Consider the following 15,101-nt stretch of genomic DNA (forward strand, 5'->3'; position numbering starts at 1 on the left):
TTAACTGTAAATTAGCAATATTCAAAAGGAGGAATCTGTTGGTGAAGAAAATATTCCAGCTCGTCATTTTATTTGCACTATTCTTTACGTTGCCTATTCAAAGTTTCGCATCGGTCAATGGTGCAATAACAACACATTTAGGGAAAAGTAATGCCGCGGTGACGATACGTGACGCGGAAAGCGGAAAAATCGTCTATTCGCAAAACGGGGACAAGCTGATGCGACCGGCTTCGAATATGAAATTAGTGTCTGGTGCTGCCGCTTTGTCGATTTTAGGTGAGGACTACCGTTTTAAAACGGATTTATATATCGACGGTATTATTGTCAACGATACGTTGAATGGAAATGTGTACATAAAGGGCAGCGGCGATCCGACGTTGAAAAAAGACGACTTTTTGGAATTTGCCAAAGTATTGAAGCGTAATGGGATACGCACGATCAACGGTCACTTGATCGGGGACGATACTGCATTTTCCGGCAGTACATTACCACCGGGTGTTCTAAAGTCCGATGAGACGTATTACTTCGGGGCACGTACTTCTGCAATCACAATGTCACAAAACAATGACTTTGATGCAAGTACGGTCATTATTACAGCCAAGCCAGGTAAAGTCGGGGCCAAACCGAGCTATTCGATCGAGCCGAATTTAAGCGGTATGGTCATATCCAATCAGGCCAAAACAGTGAAAAAAGGAAGTCGTAATACGATAGCGATCAAGCGTGCCTACAACACGAACCGCATCGTTATTTCCGGGAATCTTCCACAAGGGAGCAGCAAGAAGGAATGGGTAACATTGCAGGACCCGTCGAAAAATACAATGCAGGCGATTAAACAGACGCTGCAAGGGACTGGTCTTAAATTTGTGAAGAGTTCGAAAGTGGAATTAGGCAAAGTTCCGAATAAGGCAACATTGCTCTATACAAATGAATCACGTACATTGGCAGCCATTTTCCCAGCATTCATGAAGCTGAGCAATAACAGTATTGCCGATATTCTTGTAAAAGCGATGGGTAAAGAGGAACTTGGCGAAGGCAGTACAAATAAAGGTGTCACATTACTGAAGAAATACAGTGCATCACTCAATATTCCTGTTACAAACTGGCGTTTTGCAGATGGATCGGGGCTGTCCAATTCAAACCGTGTCACATCGAACGGTCTTTCACAGCTTTTATTCAAAGTACAAAAAGAACCGTATTTCGATACATTTTTTGATTCGTTGCCAGTCGCCGGCAATAAAGAGCGAATGGTCGGCGGAACATTAAAAAGCCGTTTAACAAACAGTGCGCTGCATAATAGAATTTTTGCAAAAACGGGCTATATCCCAAATGTATATACGTTATCAGGATATATGAAAGGCCAAAGCGGTAAGCAATATATTTTCTCGATTTTACTGGAAAATAAATCGAGTGGGACAGTATATATCGACCGTGCAATGGCAGCACTTGTAAAAAACTTATAGAGGGGCAAAACAGATGGAGAAATTATTATTAACAGGATTTGAACCGTTTTTAGCAAATCCGATCAACCCTACAATGGAAATCGTGCAGGCCTTAAACGGAAAATCAGTCGGTCAGTTCGAAATTGTCGGCCATGTATTATCTGTGGATTTTGCAAAAGCACCGGAACAGTTTATGGCACTGGTTGAAGAAGTAAAGCCGACGATGATCGTTTCATTAGGATTGGCGGCAGGAATCACGAAAATTTCTCCGGAACGCGTTGCATTGAATGTAAAAGACGGGGAAAAGGACAATGCGGGAAATGCATTTGAAGATGCACCGATTAAAGAGGACGGGGATGTGGCATATTTGTCGACATTGCCGATCCGGAAAATTGTCAACCGCTTGAATTCAGCAGGTTATCCGACAGCAATATCGAATTCGGCAGGTACGTATTTATGCAATAATATTATGTATGAAGGCTTATACTATGCTGCAAAGAATGAAGCAATCCGTGCTGCAGGTTTCATCCATATTCCTGCATCATTCGAGCTGGCGATCGAGCACGGCCGAATTCCCGGCTGGTCTATGCGCGATTTGACAGCCGCCATTGAACTCGCACTCGAGGTATGTGTTAAAAATGTGGAGCTGGCAGGGAAAGTATAATATTTTAAATGAATACACATGTATGAAGGAAGCAACAATTTATTTGTTGCTTTTTTTTTTTGAAACTTTTCCTTACTTTTTCCGTCTGTACGTTGCTAAACAAAAGAAAAGGAGCGATACACGTTGAAAAAAGCACTATTTACATTAATGATCACACTGTTCGTTCTGATGATTACGACAAATTCGGTTCAAGCATCAGAACAAAAGTCTTTTGGCGATGTCACATATAAAATTGTTACACTTGAAAATGGTAAACAAGAGGTACATATTACGGGATTGACGACACATAAAAACAGCATTGTTATTCCTGAAAAAATTGAAGGGCTGCCCGTTGTTGAGTTAGTCGATCAAGCACTTTATATGGATCGATCAGATTATGCTTCCGATGGGACATATTCCGAATGGGATCTGCCGGGCTATAAAGATCTCTTCATTACTGATATAAAATTACCGAAAACACTTAAGCGGATAGGCGATCGAGCACTTGCTAACCATATGATTGAGAAAATTTCCCTGCCGGAAGGACTGGAGGAGATCGGGTACATGGCATTCGCCAGCAATGATCTGACAACAATTGCTGTTCCGAAGTCTGTGAAAAAAATAGGCGGCAATATCGTGAAGGGCAATCCAATTAAAACCTATTCAGTACCGCCTTCATTTGAAAAATCTGAAAGTAAAAAATCAGGGAACTTTCTTTACGAAAAGTTTTCGCGTAATGGAAAAACAGAAATTCGAATAACGGGACATGCATTTAAAAAAGCCCAAACGAAAATAACTGTACCAAGTCAAATAGGCGGATTCCCTGTGACAGAGATCGGCGATTATGCATTTGCCCATGAGAGCAGCGTACTAGGTCATGATACAGGCTATTCACCACAATTTTTTAAAGAAGTAGTGCTGCCGGAAACGATTCGTGTTATTGGGGACCATGCCCTGTCAGGAGTATATTACGACAATAATAATCGGGATTTTACATTACCGCGTGATTTAGAAGTAATTGGAGATTATGCATTTAAGGATAACTTCATTACGAATAAAGGAAAGAATTTAAAATTGCCGGCAAAACTGAAAAGTATCGGGAAAGCTGCTTTTCAGGGGAACAGATTAAAGGCTGTAACCATTCCATCTACTGTTGCATCAATCGGCAAGTATGCATTTGAAAACAATAGTCTGACGGACGTAACAGTCGGCAGCAATGTAAAAGATATTGCGGCAGGCGCATTTCGCGGGAACGAGATTTCATCCCTGACATTACCGAAACAGTTGGATTCAATTGGAGCAGAGGCTTTTGCTTATAACAAATTACGCAGATTAATTTTACCGTCATCGGTCGAATCGATTGGGGATTTTGCATTCACCTATAATGTATTGGAGGATGTCGCTCTGCCGGCCGGTCTTCAGTCAATTGGCGATGGGGCATTTATAGAAAATAAGCTGACCGTCTTAAAAGTACCGGGCGAAGTGAAAAACCTGCCATTTAATGTGATCGCAGAGAATCCGCTGCAGGCGATTATATTACAAGGATCTTCTACGAAAGTATTATCTTATACGGCAACGAGAAGAATTTATGAAATGAAATACTATAATGTGATGGAAAAGTTGGATAATGTGTATGTGGATAAAAATTTCAAGGAGATTTGGTCAAATTGGGATAAGGTCAATTCCGAGCCTGGAATTTTATATGTAACGTGGAAGGGGAAAGAGCCTGTCGTTTATGAAGGGGATATTGATGTACCGGTTGATGAGAAACAAGAGATTCCAAATGGGGAACAACCTGTAACGGAAAAGCCTGTTCCATCCAATCGCTCATTTTCGGATACAGAAAACCACTGGGCCAAAGATACAATTGCCGATTTTGTGGCAAGAGGAATTATATCCGGTTATCCCGACGGTACATTCCGTCCGAATGCTCCGATGCAGCGCAAACATGTGGCGAGTATTTTAGTGAAGGTGTATGACTTGAAACCGGCTCTGGCACCTGTTGAGTTTAAGGATGTAACATCAAATCATCCAAACCAGGAGGCTATTTCCAAGTTGCAACAAGCTGGGGTAATTCACGGTTCAGATGGTCTATTTCGACCGAATGAAACATTGACGCGCGGTCAAATGGCAAAAATTTTGGTGCTGGCATCAAACTTTACTCCCGGCGGCCAAAAAAATTTCCCAGACGTTCCGCGTACCTACTGGGCGCATGATTATATTGCTGCACTTGCCGACCTTAATATTGTGGGGGGAAGTAACGGTCAATTTAATCCGAACGGCGCTGTTACACGCGGTCAGTTTGTAGGAATGCTGGATAAAACATTGAAAGTAATGGAAAATAAACAATAAGAATAAAACAAAAAATCAGCCGGGTTACGGCTGATTTTTTTTACAGAAACGATCTTGAACTACATTCCGACGAGTTTCATCAATTTTTTGTAGCGTTTATCCCCAAGCAGCTTATGCACTTTTTTTTGCACTTCTTTAGGAATGCCGGTAAGAGCCCAGCTGATATTGGCATGCCTCAAAATTTTCTGCAGCTTCTGAACTTCTTCGAGGCTCAGTTCCAGCCCCTGCTGTTTTGCAAAATCCTTTAACTCGCTGTCATTCATTCCTTTTAAGTTCTCAAACCATTGCAGTACCTGAATTGTCTTCATCCTTTCAAGCTTATTCCCTTTACATGAACAAAAAACTGCATTATACTAACATGATGTAAATCGTAATGATTTTGAATTAGAAAGAAGCGAACGAAATGAAAAAACCATTGATTGAATTGAAGGATGTCTCCTTTCAATATGAATACACACAAGCATTGAAAAATATTTCGCTGCGTGTCAATGAAGGCGACTTTTTGGCATTGATCGGACAAAACGGTTCCGGTAAATCGACACTTTTGAAATTAATTTTAGGCCTGTTGAAGCCCGTGTCTGGGGAAATCAAATTATTTGGCCAACAGGCAAACCATTTTAAACACCGCGAATGGATCGGCTATGTTTCGCAAAAATCCAATGCCTTTAACTCGGGGTTTCCTGCCACGGTCGAAGAAGTCGTGAAAAGCGGTTTATCGCAAAAGGTCGGGCTCTTTAAACGCTATCCAAAAGATGCGGACTTTTTAGTGAAAGGTGCTCTAAAAGATGTCGGCATGGAGAAATTTCTGAAACGGAATATTGGACAGCTTTCAGGCGGGCAGCAGCAGCGTGTGTTCATCGCACGTGCTTTAGTGGCCGATCCAAAGCTCCTTATTTTGGATGAACCGACAGTCGGCATTGACCGCGAAAATGTGCAGGCATTCTATGATATGCTCGCACATTTGAATAAGCATCACAATATGACAATGATTTTAGTGACACATGATGTGGATACGGTTTCGGATCGTGTCAGTCATGTCGCATGCTTAAATCAGTCCATCCATTTCCACGGATACAAAAATGATTTTGATACGATTTCGGAAGAACAGATTGCTAGCTGGAACGGCCACTCTGTTCGAAAGATACATTAAGAGGAGCAGGCCGTTATGATTGAAGCTATATTAAACTATGAATTTTTACAAAACGCCTTTTTTTCAGGGCTTGTTATTGGCATAATTGCACCACTACTAGGTGTATTTATCGTAGTAAGACGTTTATCGCTCATTGCGGATGCACTGTCGCATGTCACACTGGCGGGGATTGCCGGGAGTCTGTACTTGAGTCAATCATTTGCAGCGCTGGCATTGCTGAACCCGATTTATTTAGGGATTATCGCATCAGTGAGCGGTTCGATTTTAATTGAACGATTACGCAGACTGTATAAACATTATGAAGAGCTTGCGATTCCGATCATTATGTCCGGCGGGATCGGTGTGAGTGCGATTTTTATTTCACTTGCAAGCGGATTTAGTACGGATCTGATGAGCTATTTATTCGGCTCGGTATCTGCTGTATCACGCCAGGATCTATATGTTGTACTGGCAATTGCGGTCGTAGTCGTATTATTTTTAATCCTGTTTTTCAAGGAGCTTTTCGTATTGTCATTCGACGAAGAATATGCGAAGGCGAGCGGTCTGCCCGCGAAATGGATTCATCTATTATTTATGATTGTTGTTGCACTCGTAATCGCAGCAAGTATGCGGATTGTCGGCATTCTGCTTGTTTCAAGCTTAATGACATTACCGGTAGCTGCAGCGATGCGTTTGGCTCGCGGATTTAAAGAAGCGATCATTTTAGCGATTGTATTTGGAGAGCTTGCGGTAGTGATCGGACTCATTTCTGCCTTTTACCTGAACTTGGCACCGGGCGGAACAATTGTTGTCACATCGATTTTGATCTTGCTGCTTGTAATTCTGATTAAAAAACTTGTATTGAAATTTTCAATTAAGACGGAAGGGGAAGAAGTACTGTGAATGCAGAGCGCGCGTGGGAAATATTAAAGGACAATGGCTATAAAAAGACGGATAAACGAGAGTTGATTTTGGATATGTTTGCAGCTACAGACAAATATTTGACTGCCCGTGATCTGTTATCAGTATTGAAAAAAGATTTCCCCGGAATGAGTTTTGATACAATTTACCGTAACTTGGCTACTTTTGTGGAGCTTGATATTTTAGAAGAGACAGAATTGAACGGTGAGCGTAATTTCCGTATGCATTGTGAGTCGGATCACCATCACCACCACTTTATTTGCCGTGATTGCGGAAATGTAAAGGAACTGTCTGTTTGCCCGATGGAAATGCTCGGTGAAAAACTGCCGGGCTATGCTGTTGAAGCCCATAAGTTTGAGATTTACGGCAAATGTCCGGAATGTTTATAGTAAACTGAAAATATATATTTGCATAATTTTTTTATTATGCTAAAGTGATTAAGACAAATTGAATAAATTTGCAGGAAAAAGATGCATGATGCATAAATGGGAATTCGGTGCAAATCCGAAGCTATATCCGTAACTGTAAGCGTAGATGAAAATAAGTGTAATACCACTGCTAAAATAGCGGGAAGGTACTTATGAGTAAAGTGAAACGCAGAGCCAGGAGACCAATCTTTTTCTTATCGTAACATCCCTCTTCGGAATTAAAGAGAATGTACGGCAGTCACTGATTGAATAAGCATTATTATGCATTATTGTTTGATTTTTGAAGCCATCCATTTTCTATGGGTGGCTTTTTTTCGTACACCCGGTAATTTCGGTGAGGCATTACATGAAGTGAGGAGAATTTTATGAAAAAGGATATCCGTTTTTCCTGCTATCCGTTCATGCGGGAAAAATCAAGCTGTGTCGACTACGAAATCCGTACCGATTCTTTAACAACCCGTATCGGTTCGGTCTTTCCAACGTTAGTCGATGATGAATCCGGTCAGCTTGTGTTGAAAGATTTAAGGAGGATTCAACCGCTAGCCTATCATGCAAATGGTTCGGTCCGCGGCAAATTGGCCATTACATCTGAGGATTTGCAATGGCTAAGCGACCGATACGATTTTTATGTAAGTGAAGTTGGAGAAGCGATTCAGCAGTTTGTACTGCCACAAGGAATCGAAAGTGCAGCAAGACTGCATATTTGCCGCAGTGAGGCGAAAAAGTCTTACAGGGCATTACATAAAGTGAGCGAGGAAAGAGAAGTGGATGAAATTCTGTTTGATTTTCTCGGGCTGCTTGCTAATGTATTTTTTGTCATGGCGGTCTATATGAATCAGCAGCATCAACAAGAGGAAATTCCATTTATCTCAAAATCCTATCCATCGAAAAAGAAAAAAGGAGTTACAACAAATGAAATTTAATAATAAATGGGTCGTTGCTTTAGCAGCAACATTATTACTGGCAGCATGTGGATCAGATGAGGAAAAAACAGGTGGCAAAGCAGAAAAAGAAGAGCATGCTGAATCGAAAAATAATGGAGTACCCTACACGGTTATAGATGACCGTGGTGTTGAAGTGACATTCGATGAAGTACCGGAAACAATTATTTCTCTGCAACCAAGCAATACAGAGATTTTGTTTGAGCTGGGTGTCGGAGAACAAATTATCGGCGCAACAGAATATGATACATATCCGGAAGCAGCACAAAAAATTGAACGAGTGTCGACTTCTACAGTCATCAATGCAGAGCGAATTCTGGAATTAGATCCGGATGTAGTTGTAGCGTATACAATCGGGGAGGAAGCACAAATTACCCAATTGGAGGATGCAGGTCTTAAAGTGTTTGTAATTGCTTCTGCGGAGACATTTGATGATGTGTATTCGGATATTATCCAGCTGTCGGAAGTAATGGGTGTCGAACATAAAGGGGAAGAAGTTGTAGCCGACATTAAGGAACAAATTGATACAGTACAGGAAAAAACAGCGACACTTGATACGAAGAAAAAAGCATATTATGAAGTGTCACCAGCTCCGGCTCTTTGGACTACCGGTAGCAGCACGTTCCAGCAGGAAATAATGAACCATGCGAATGTTGAAAATATTTTTGCTGATCAGTCGAGCTGGATTAGTGTAACGGAAGAAGATGTCATCACTCGTAATCCAGAAATTATTATTACGCCAGCAACATATATGGAAAATGCAATTGATGAGATTCTAGGACGGACAGGCTGGGATAAAATACAGGCAGTCACAGAACAGGCAGTTTATTTAGTCGATGGAGATATTATGTCCCGTCCTGGACCGCGTATTGGTGAAGCAGTTGAAATTATGGCACAATCAGTATATCCGGAACTGTTTAAATAAGTATAGAATAGAAGGGCATGCCTTAGTTTAGGCATGTTCTTTTTACAATGTTTAAGGAGGGATACCATTGATTTTTATAACCGGTGGTGTACGCAGCGGTAAAAGTGCTTTTGCAGAGAAATATGCAAGGCAATTAGGTGAGAAAAAGACGCTCTACTATGTCGCGACAGGCGTATCCTTTGATGATGAAATGAAAAAACGGATAATCCGCCATCAGCAGGACCGTGAAACTCAGAACATCAACTGGAACACAGTGGAAATGCAAGTCAAAGTTCCGGTAGCGATTGGACAGCTTTCCAACGAGGCAGTTGTGCTTTTTGAATGTGTGACAACATGGCTTTCGAATGTACTGTATACATATGAACAAAAAAATGAAAATAGCGAATTTATCGATAATTGTATCGAATCGCTGCAAAAGCAATTGCTAACTTGGCGGAAGCAAGGTGCTACAATAATAGTTGTATCAAATGAAGTGCTGGATGAATTGCCTTCACAATATGATGAGGTAAATTTATATCGTAAATTGTTGGGTGAGTTACATCAATGGATTGTCCAAAATAGTGATGAAGCATATGAAGTACAATTTCAGCTTGTACAGCGGTGGAAGTAAGGAGGAAACAAGTTGAAAAATAGTTGGAGCGGTTTTTTATTAGCGTGGCAGTTTTTTTCGGCAGTGCCGATTAAGAAACAGCTGGATATGAATGCCAAGTCTGTTACATGGATGTATGGATTTTTGCCGATTGTCGGATTGCTGATCGGATCCATAATTAGTAGTGGTGTATTCATACTATCTCGCTATAGTGAAATTTCGGAGCTGCTGTTGGCGATTTTGATTGTTATCGGGTTGATCGTCCTGACCGGGGGGCTGCATTTAGACGGGTGGATTGATATGAGCGATGCGTTCTTTTCCTACGGAGAAAAAGAGAAACGGCTGGAAATATTAGATGATCCACGTACAGGCGCTTTTGGGGTTATTAGTGTTTTTTGCTTACTCGTATTAAAAATCGGCGTTATTTACGAAATGCTGTTGCATGGGCAATTGGCGATTTGGCCGTTTTTAATCTTCATTCCCTTTATAGCGAGAATGGGGATGCTGTTATATTTTGTAACGATGAAGCCGGCAAAGGAAAAGGGGCTAGCTGCTTATTTTAAAGGAATCGTCATTCAAAATAAGCTTGCTGTATTAATCGTTGTTCAATGTGTCCTTGCACTGGTGTGCTGGTTTTACATTGGCGTTTTCAGCTTATTTATTTCAGTTGTAGTCATGCTGATTGCCATTGCAATTTACCGCAATTGGTCAAAGAAACATTTTGGCGGTGTAACAGGTGATTTACTCGGTGCACTCGGTGAAGGGTTGGAGGTAGTCCTATGGCTAACGATATTACTGTTCATTTAATCAGGCACGAAAAAACGCAAGCAAATGTGGAGCGCAAGTATATTGGCTGGACAGATGAGCCGATCTTGAAACAAGTAGTATCGGAGATCGATCTACAGCCTGCTAAAGTTTATGGAAGCGATATGCGGAGATGCCGTGAAACTGCAAAATGTTATTTCCCTAAAGCCGAATTTATCGCTTCTCCAGATTTACGCGAACTGCATTTTGGTGATTTTGAAATGTGTACATATGAACAATTGCAGCATAATGCAACATACCGCGCTTGGATTGATGACCCGCTTAAAAATCCGATACCAAACGGAGAAACCTTTACCCGATTCAAGCAGCGCGTATTGGATGGCTTTCATGGCATTGTAAAGGAACAGAAAGAATATACGTTCATCGTACATGGGGGAGTAATTCGGTTATTACTCGCCGTTTATGGAATGAAGGAACAATCCTTTCAGCAAACAGTGGCCAATCATCGCACGATCTATACACTTGGCTGGAATACGCTAGATGAACTTATAGGAGGTGCGAGATGTACGTTATTCTCGGAGGCGCACATAACGGTAAACGAAAATATACAGAAAAACTAATGGAACAGTTACCGGCAAAAGAACGGATTTTATGTGAAGGACATTTGCCGAAAGCGGAAAATATAAATGAAAACGGGCGCTACATAATCAGTAATTTTGAGCAGATCATTTTACCATATCTTCATGAACCGGAAGAAAAGGCTGCCCGGCAGATTTTCGAACAGTTGATGCAAATTGCAGAGCGGGCAGAACTGTTCTGTATTTGTACGGATACGAGCCGCGGCGTTGTACCGCTTGAAAAAGAGGCACGGCAATTAAGGGATACATGCGGCCGGTTATACCAGAAGCTTTGTAATGAGGCACAGACAGTTATTCGTGTATGGTACGGCATCCCACAAATTTTAAAAGGAGAGTCTCATGGACAAAACTAAATTACGTTTAATTATTTTAACAGCATTAATTGCGTCAATTTGCGTGATCGGGAGTTTTATTAAAGTGCCGGTGGGGATTGTCGGAACAGCCGCACTCGATTCTGCTCCCGCTCTCATAAGCGCAATCTTTTTACCGCCCGTGTTTGCCGGCGCGGCAGGAGCACTCGGTCATATCGCGACAGGTTTGACATCCGGTTTTCCGCTCGGCATTTTACATCTTTTAATTGCAGTAGAAATGTTTATCATCGTTGCGGTTTTTGCGATGATGCATCAAAAAGGCCAACATATTTTAAAATGGATCTTTGTAATTGTCGCAAATGGTGTCATTGCACCGATTCCGTTTTATTTTATTATTTCTCCGGCATTTTACATCGGCTCGATTGCCTCACTAACAATCGCGACAGCTGTAAACTGTCTCATAGCGATCATTGTTATGCCGGTATTGAAAAAGGTCGTCCAGCAGGCAGGGGTTAATGTATGAGAAATGCGATTGAAGTAAACGGGCTTGTCGTATCGATTGATAATTCGGGTTGTATCGGCACAAAAGAGCATGATTTGGTACAGGTGCCAAATGAAATTACCGCTTATTTTACAGCCCGTACCGCTATTTTAGAGCAGCTTTGCGCGGGTGCCGTACCGGTTCAGTTATTAATGGCCAATTTTTCGGGTGATGACGTCTGGACGGAATATGAGCAAGGGTTTAAAAAGGCCTTTTTCGAAATGGGGCTGGAGATGCCTCCTTTAATGGGGTCGAGTGAAACGAATTTCCAGTCGTTACAGTCAGCTGTTTCTCTCACGATGCTGGGGAAAAAGCAATTTGAACGAAATACGAATCATTGCGAGTTCTATGTTGTCGGCGAACCGCTAGTCGGAAATGATGTAATAAAAAACCCGCAGAAAATCGCACAGCTGGATGAATTGTATGAAGGACTGGTCAGTGGTATGATCCAGGCAATATGGCCGACAGGTTCTAAAGGAATTGGGGAGGAAATTAAACGCTTTGCAGGAGAAAATTATACGGCTGATGTCGATTTAACCGGTTCGGCAGGTCCATCATGTGCGGTATTAGCGGCCGTGAAAAAAGAGCATGTAGAATTATTCAAAACGAACATGACAGCACCTGTTAGGAAAATAGTAAAAATCCAAGAATGATTGTTGAAAAATTTGCTCGAAAACTAATGGAACTGCTGGAAAAAAATATTTTTTGACTGAAATTAAAAAATACTAAATTTTCTAAAAATAACGTGGTATGATAGAGTGTATCAACTTAAATTAGTTAAGGAGCCTGAAATTATGACAACATACCAAATTACAACTGAGTTATCAACAAATAGAAAACAAAAAACACCTGCAGAACAGCTTGGTTTTGGTAAGATTTTTACTGACCATATGTTTGTTATGGATTACGAAGATGGAAAAGGATGGCATAATGCGACAATTACACCATATGCTCCGATTACATTAAGTCCTGCTGCGATGGTATTCCACTATGGACAAGCAGTATTTGAAGGTCTGAAAGCCTATATGACAGAAGATGGTGAAGTTCAGTTATTCCGTCCGGACCGTAACTTCCAACGATTAAATTCTTCCAATGCACGCCTTTGCATTCCACCGATTGACGAGGATTTTGCACTGGAAGCATTAAAAGAATTACTACGGGTAGATCGTGAATGGGTTCCGGAAGCCCCAGGTACATCTCTTTATATCCGACCATTTATTATTGCAACAGAAAGCTATCTAGGTGTAAATCCTGCGAAAAGCTATAAATTTATGATCATCATGTCACCAGTTGGCTCTTATTATAAAGAAGGCATCAACCCGGTCAAAATTTTAGTTGAGCAGCAGTATGTACGCGCCGTAGTTGGCGGTACTGGTGAAGCAAAAACAGCCGGCAACTATGCGTCAAGCTTAAAAGGTTCAGAGATTGCTGCCGAGCAAGGCTATTCACAAACATTATGGCTGGACGGTAGGGAAAATAAATACGTAGAAGAAGTGGGCAGCATGAACATCTTCTTTAAAATTTCAGGAAAAGTAATCACTCCTGCATTAAACGGCAGTATTCTACCAGGGATTACTCGCGATTCAATGATTCAAGTATTAAAATCGAAAAATATTCCGATTGAAGAGCGTGCCATTGCTTTTGAAGAAGTTGTGGAAGCGGCTAAAAACGGCACATTGGAAGAGGCATTCGGTACAGGTACAGCAGCTGTCATTTCACCTGTAGGGGAGCTTAAGTGGCTGGATGATATCATTTCTGTCAACAACGGCGAAATCGGTGAAGTAACGCAAATGCTTTACGATACATTAACAGGCATCCAATACGGTAAAGTCGAAGATCCATTCGGCTGGACGGTTAAAATTTAAGGTTGTAAGATAACCCAAAAACACCCTTTTTCTCTGGGAGAAAAAGGGTGTTTTGTGTGTAAAAGTTTATTAATTAATTTTATTTTTCAAGGACTTCTTCAACTCGTGAAAAGTCTTCGCGAGAGGCGATAGCCGATTTTTCAAATGCATTTTTTCCGACATATGTTTCGATAAGTTCTTTCACATCGATACCGGAAGATGCTTTTAATGTTTCCTGTAAGCCGGCCATCAAATCAGTCGCATAACCCGTTACTTTACCGGCACCGCCATTTGTACCGCCACCTGTATCGACAACTGTAATCTTATCAATGTTAGAAAGTGGGCTCGCAACTTGTTTTGCGTATTCCGGTAACATTTTCACAATCATATCAAGGACAGCTGCCTGACCGTATTGTTCGAACGCTTCAGCAATTTTCTCTTTCGCTTCTGCTTCTGCAAGACCGCGTAGACGGATAATTTCTGCTTCAGCTGTACCTTGTGCACGCTCAGCATCTGCTTTCGCAAGACCATCCAGACGAATTCGTTCAGCTTCAGCTTGTGCGTGTGTTTCGATACGGTATTTCTCCGCATCAGCCTGTGCAAGCTCTTTACGTTTTTGTGCTTCCGCGTTCTGTTCGATCGCGTAACGATCCGCATCAGCCTTTTTCTTAACTTCTGAATCATACTGCTTTTCACGACGCAGAATTTCTTTTTCTTCCAGTTCAATTTGCTTTTGACGCTCAATGATCTGTACTTGCATTTCCTGTTCTGTTACTTCCTGTTTCGCACGTGCAGATTCCAGTTCGTACGCCTGGTCGGCACGGGCTTTAGCAATGTCCTGCTCGCGGCGGTATTCAGCTACTTTTAACTGATTGTTTTTCTCTGCTTCCGCGATTTCAGTAGCACGCTCTAATTCTGCCTGTTGCGCTTCCTGAGCTGCCTGTGCACGTTTAATACGTGTTTCCTTGTCAGCTTCAGCCGTTGCGATATCGGCATCGCGCTTCACTTGAGCGATTCGTGGCTTACCTAGAGAATCCAAATAGCCGTTTTTATCACGAACATCTTTAATTGTAAATGATACAATGACCAAGCCCATTTTCGCTAAATCCTGGGATGCGACACGTTGTACTTCCTGAGAGAACTTATCACGGTTTTTATAAATTTCTTCCACCGTCATCGAACCTAAAATCGAACGTAAGTGACCTTCCAGTACTTCGCGTGCTTCACTTTCGCGTTCCTGTTTGTCTTTTCCTAAAAATTGCTCGGCAGCCGTTGCGATTTCCGAAATTGAACCACCGATTTTGATGATTGCTGTTCCATCAGCCATAACAGGAACACCTTGTTCTGTATAGACTTCCGGAGTTGTTACTTCCAGTTTACTTGAAAGTAGACTAAGCGGTTTTGCCTGCTGGAAAACCGGGAATACAAATGTACCACCACCGCGAATAATTTTAATGCGGTTTCCTGAATCATCGGTATGTACATTTTTGCTTCCTAAATAACTGCCTGTTACGATTAATGCTTCATCCGGACCGGCTGTACGATATTTCATAATATAGACCGCTACAAGCGCGACAATTAGAAATACGACCACCCCGACTGCTATTAAAATTCCTGATATACCTGACATAAAAA

At 41.6% G+C, this 15,101-nt stretch carries 17 protein-coding genes and 1 riboswitch; of the genes, 15 read left to right on the top strand and 2 right to left on the bottom strand.

Features of this window, described 5'->3' with window-relative positions:
* The first annotated feature begins 41 nt into the window (after positions 1-41).
* The 3 genes from dacB to MKX73_RS12895 all read left to right on the top strand — a co-directional run bounded on the left by dacB (position 42) and on the right by MKX73_RS12895 (position 4,434).
* On the top strand, positions 42-1,460 hold the full coding sequence (gene dacB, locus MKX73_RS12885; protein ID WP_340717784.1) for a D-alanyl-D-alanine carboxypeptidase/D-alanyl-D-alanine endopeptidase: 1,419 nt from the start codon (positions 42-44) through the stop codon (positions 1,458-1,460).
* 13 nt (positions 1,461-1,473) lie between these two features.
* Complete coding sequence (locus tag MKX73_RS12890; RefSeq protein WP_340717785.1) at positions 1,474-2,103, top strand: pyroglutamyl-peptidase I; 630 nt, start codon at positions 1,474-1,476, stop codon at positions 2,101-2,103.
* 123 nt (positions 2,104-2,226) lie between these two features.
* Positions 2,227-4,434, top strand: coding sequence for a leucine-rich repeat protein (locus tag MKX73_RS12895; RefSeq protein WP_340717786.1), 2,208 nt, complete (start codon positions 2,227-2,229; stop codon positions 4,432-4,434).
* A gap of 59 nt (positions 4,435-4,493) precedes the next feature.
* Here MKX73_RS12895 and MKX73_RS12900 read toward each other — a convergent pair whose 3' ends face one another.
* Positions 4,494-4,742 carry an isopropylmalate synthase gene (locus MKX73_RS12900; RefSeq protein WP_340717787.1) on the bottom strand — a complete coding sequence of 83 codons (249 nt, stop codon included), beginning with the start codon at positions 4,740-4,742 and terminating at the stop codon, positions 4,494-4,496.
* A gap of 95 nt (positions 4,743-4,837) precedes the next feature.
* Here MKX73_RS12900 and MKX73_RS12905 point away from each other — a divergent pair, with 95 nt between their 5' ends.
* From MKX73_RS12905 to MKX73_RS12960, 12 genes are all read left to right on the top strand, one after another.
* On the top strand, positions 4,838-5,584 hold the full coding sequence (locus MKX73_RS12905; RefSeq protein WP_340717788.1) for a metal ABC transporter ATP-binding protein: 747 nt from the start codon (positions 4,838-4,840) through the stop codon (positions 5,582-5,584).
* Positions 5,585-5,599: 15 nt separating this feature from the next.
* Entirely contained in the window at positions 5,600-6,466 is an 867-nt protein-coding gene (locus MKX73_RS12910) for a metal ABC transporter permease (protein WP_340717789.1), read from the top strand.
* Entirely contained in the window at positions 6,463-6,873 is a 411-nt protein-coding gene (locus MKX73_RS12915) for a Fur family transcriptional regulator (protein WP_340717790.1), read from the top strand. Before MKX73_RS12910 ends, MKX73_RS12915 begins: the two co-directional genes overlap by 4 nt.
* A 62-nt stretch (positions 6,874-6,935) precedes the next feature.
* Positions 6,936-7,117: riboswitch (cobalamin riboswitch) on the top strand.
* A 160-nt stretch (positions 7,118-7,277) separates the two neighbouring features.
* On the top strand, positions 7,278-7,835 hold the full coding sequence (locus MKX73_RS12920; RefSeq protein ID WP_340717791.1) for a hypothetical protein: 558 nt from the start codon (positions 7,278-7,280) through the stop codon (positions 7,833-7,835).
* A complete protein-coding gene (locus MKX73_RS12925; protein ID WP_340717792.1) occupies positions 7,825-8,778 on the top strand; it encodes an ABC transporter substrate-binding protein in 954 nt (317 codons plus the stop codon). The genes MKX73_RS12920 and MKX73_RS12925 overlap by 11 nt, the downstream gene beginning before the upstream one ends.
* Before the next feature lie 67 nt (positions 8,779-8,845).
* A complete protein-coding gene (locus MKX73_RS12930) occupies positions 8,846-9,388 on the top strand; it encodes a bifunctional adenosylcobinamide kinase/adenosylcobinamide-phosphate guanylyltransferase (protein ID WP_340717793.1) in 543 nt (180 codons plus the stop codon).
* A gap of 12 nt (positions 9,389-9,400) precedes the next feature.
* Positions 9,401-10,174, top strand: coding sequence for an adenosylcobinamide-GDP ribazoletransferase (gene cobS, locus MKX73_RS12935; protein WP_340717794.1), 774 nt, complete (start codon positions 9,401-9,403; stop codon positions 10,172-10,174).
* Positions 10,147-10,752 carry a histidine phosphatase family protein gene (locus MKX73_RS12940; protein ID WP_340717795.1) on the top strand — a complete coding sequence of 202 codons (606 nt, stop codon included), beginning with the start codon at positions 10,147-10,149 and terminating at the stop codon, positions 10,750-10,752. The genes cobS and MKX73_RS12940 overlap by 28 nt, the downstream gene beginning before the upstream one ends.
* A complete protein-coding gene (locus MKX73_RS12945; protein ID WP_340717796.1) occupies positions 10,695-11,123 on the top strand; it encodes a bifunctional adenosylcobinamide kinase/adenosylcobinamide-phosphate guanylyltransferase in 429 nt (142 codons plus the stop codon). Before MKX73_RS12940 ends, MKX73_RS12945 begins: the two co-directional genes overlap by 58 nt.
* Complete coding sequence (locus MKX73_RS12950) at positions 11,110-11,604, top strand: ECF transporter S component (RefSeq protein ID WP_340717797.1); 495 nt, start codon at positions 11,110-11,112, stop codon at positions 11,602-11,604. The genes MKX73_RS12945 and MKX73_RS12950 overlap by 14 nt, the downstream gene beginning before the upstream one ends.
* Entirely contained in the window at positions 11,601-12,275 is a 675-nt protein-coding gene (locus tag MKX73_RS12955) for a hypothetical protein (RefSeq protein WP_340717798.1), read from the top strand. The genes MKX73_RS12950 and MKX73_RS12955 overlap by 4 nt, the downstream gene beginning before the upstream one ends.
* Before the next feature lie 141 nt (positions 12,276-12,416).
* Positions 12,417-13,487, top strand: coding sequence for a branched-chain amino acid aminotransferase (locus tag MKX73_RS12960; protein ID WP_340717799.1), 1,071 nt, complete (start codon positions 12,417-12,419; stop codon positions 13,485-13,487).
* A 79-nt stretch (positions 13,488-13,566) separates the two neighbouring features.
* Here MKX73_RS12960 and MKX73_RS12965 read toward each other — a convergent pair whose 3' ends face one another.
* Positions 13,567-15,096 (bottom strand): flotillin family protein, encoded by a 1,530-nt coding sequence (locus MKX73_RS12965; protein WP_340717800.1) that lies wholly within the window; start codon positions 15,094-15,096, stop codon positions 13,567-13,569.
* Positions 15,097-15,101: the final 5 nt, after the last annotated feature.

The sequence above is a fragment of the Solibacillus sp. FSL W7-1436 genome, assembly GCF_038007305.1.
Taxonomy (GTDB): domain Bacteria; phylum Bacillota; class Bacilli; order Bacillales_A; family Planococcaceae; genus Solibacillus.

Bases quoted from the DNA above. Each gene is read 5' to 3' on its own strand.
- MKX73_RS12940 (WP_340717795.1), top strand. From the start codon at position 10,147: ATGGCTAACGATATTACTGTTCATTTAATCAGGCACGAAAAAACGCAA.
- MKX73_RS12955 (WP_340717798.1), top strand. From the start codon at position 11,601: ATGAGAAATGCGATTGAAGTAAACGGGCTTGTCGTATCGATTGATAAT.
- MKX73_RS12950 (WP_340717797.1), top strand. From the start codon at position 11,110: ATGGACAAAACTAAATTACGTTTAATTATTTTAACAGCATTAATTGCG.
- MKX73_RS12900 (WP_340717787.1), bottom strand. From the start codon at position 4,742: ATGAAGACAATTCAGGTACTGCAATGGTTTGAGAACTTAAAAGGAATG.
- MKX73_RS12925 (WP_340717792.1), top strand. From the start codon at position 7,825: ATGAAATTTAATAATAAATGGGTCGTTGCTTTAGCAGCAACATTATTA.
- MKX73_RS12920 (WP_340717791.1), top strand. From the start codon at position 7,278: ATGAAAAAGGATATCCGTTTTTCCTGCTATCCGTTCATGCGGGAAAAA.
- MKX73_RS12960 (WP_340717799.1), top strand. From the start codon at position 12,417: ATGACAACATACCAAATTACAACTGAGTTATCAACAAATAGAAAACAA.
- MKX73_RS12890 (WP_340717785.1), top strand. From the start codon at position 1,474: ATGGAGAAATTATTATTAACAGGATTTGAACCGTTTTTAGCAAATCCG.
- MKX73_RS12905 (WP_340717788.1), top strand. From the start codon at position 4,838: ATGAAAAAACCATTGATTGAATTGAAGGATGTCTCCTTTCAATATGAA.
- MKX73_RS12945 (WP_340717796.1), top strand. From the start codon at position 10,695: ATGTACGTTATTCTCGGAGGCGCACATAACGGTAAACGAAAATATACA.
- MKX73_RS12910 (WP_340717789.1), top strand. From the start codon at position 5,600: ATGATTGAAGCTATATTAAACTATGAATTTTTACAAAACGCCTTTTTT.
- MKX73_RS12965 (WP_340717800.1), bottom strand. From the start codon at position 15,096: ATGTCAGGTATATCAGGAATTTTAATAGCAGTCGGGGTGGTCGTATTT.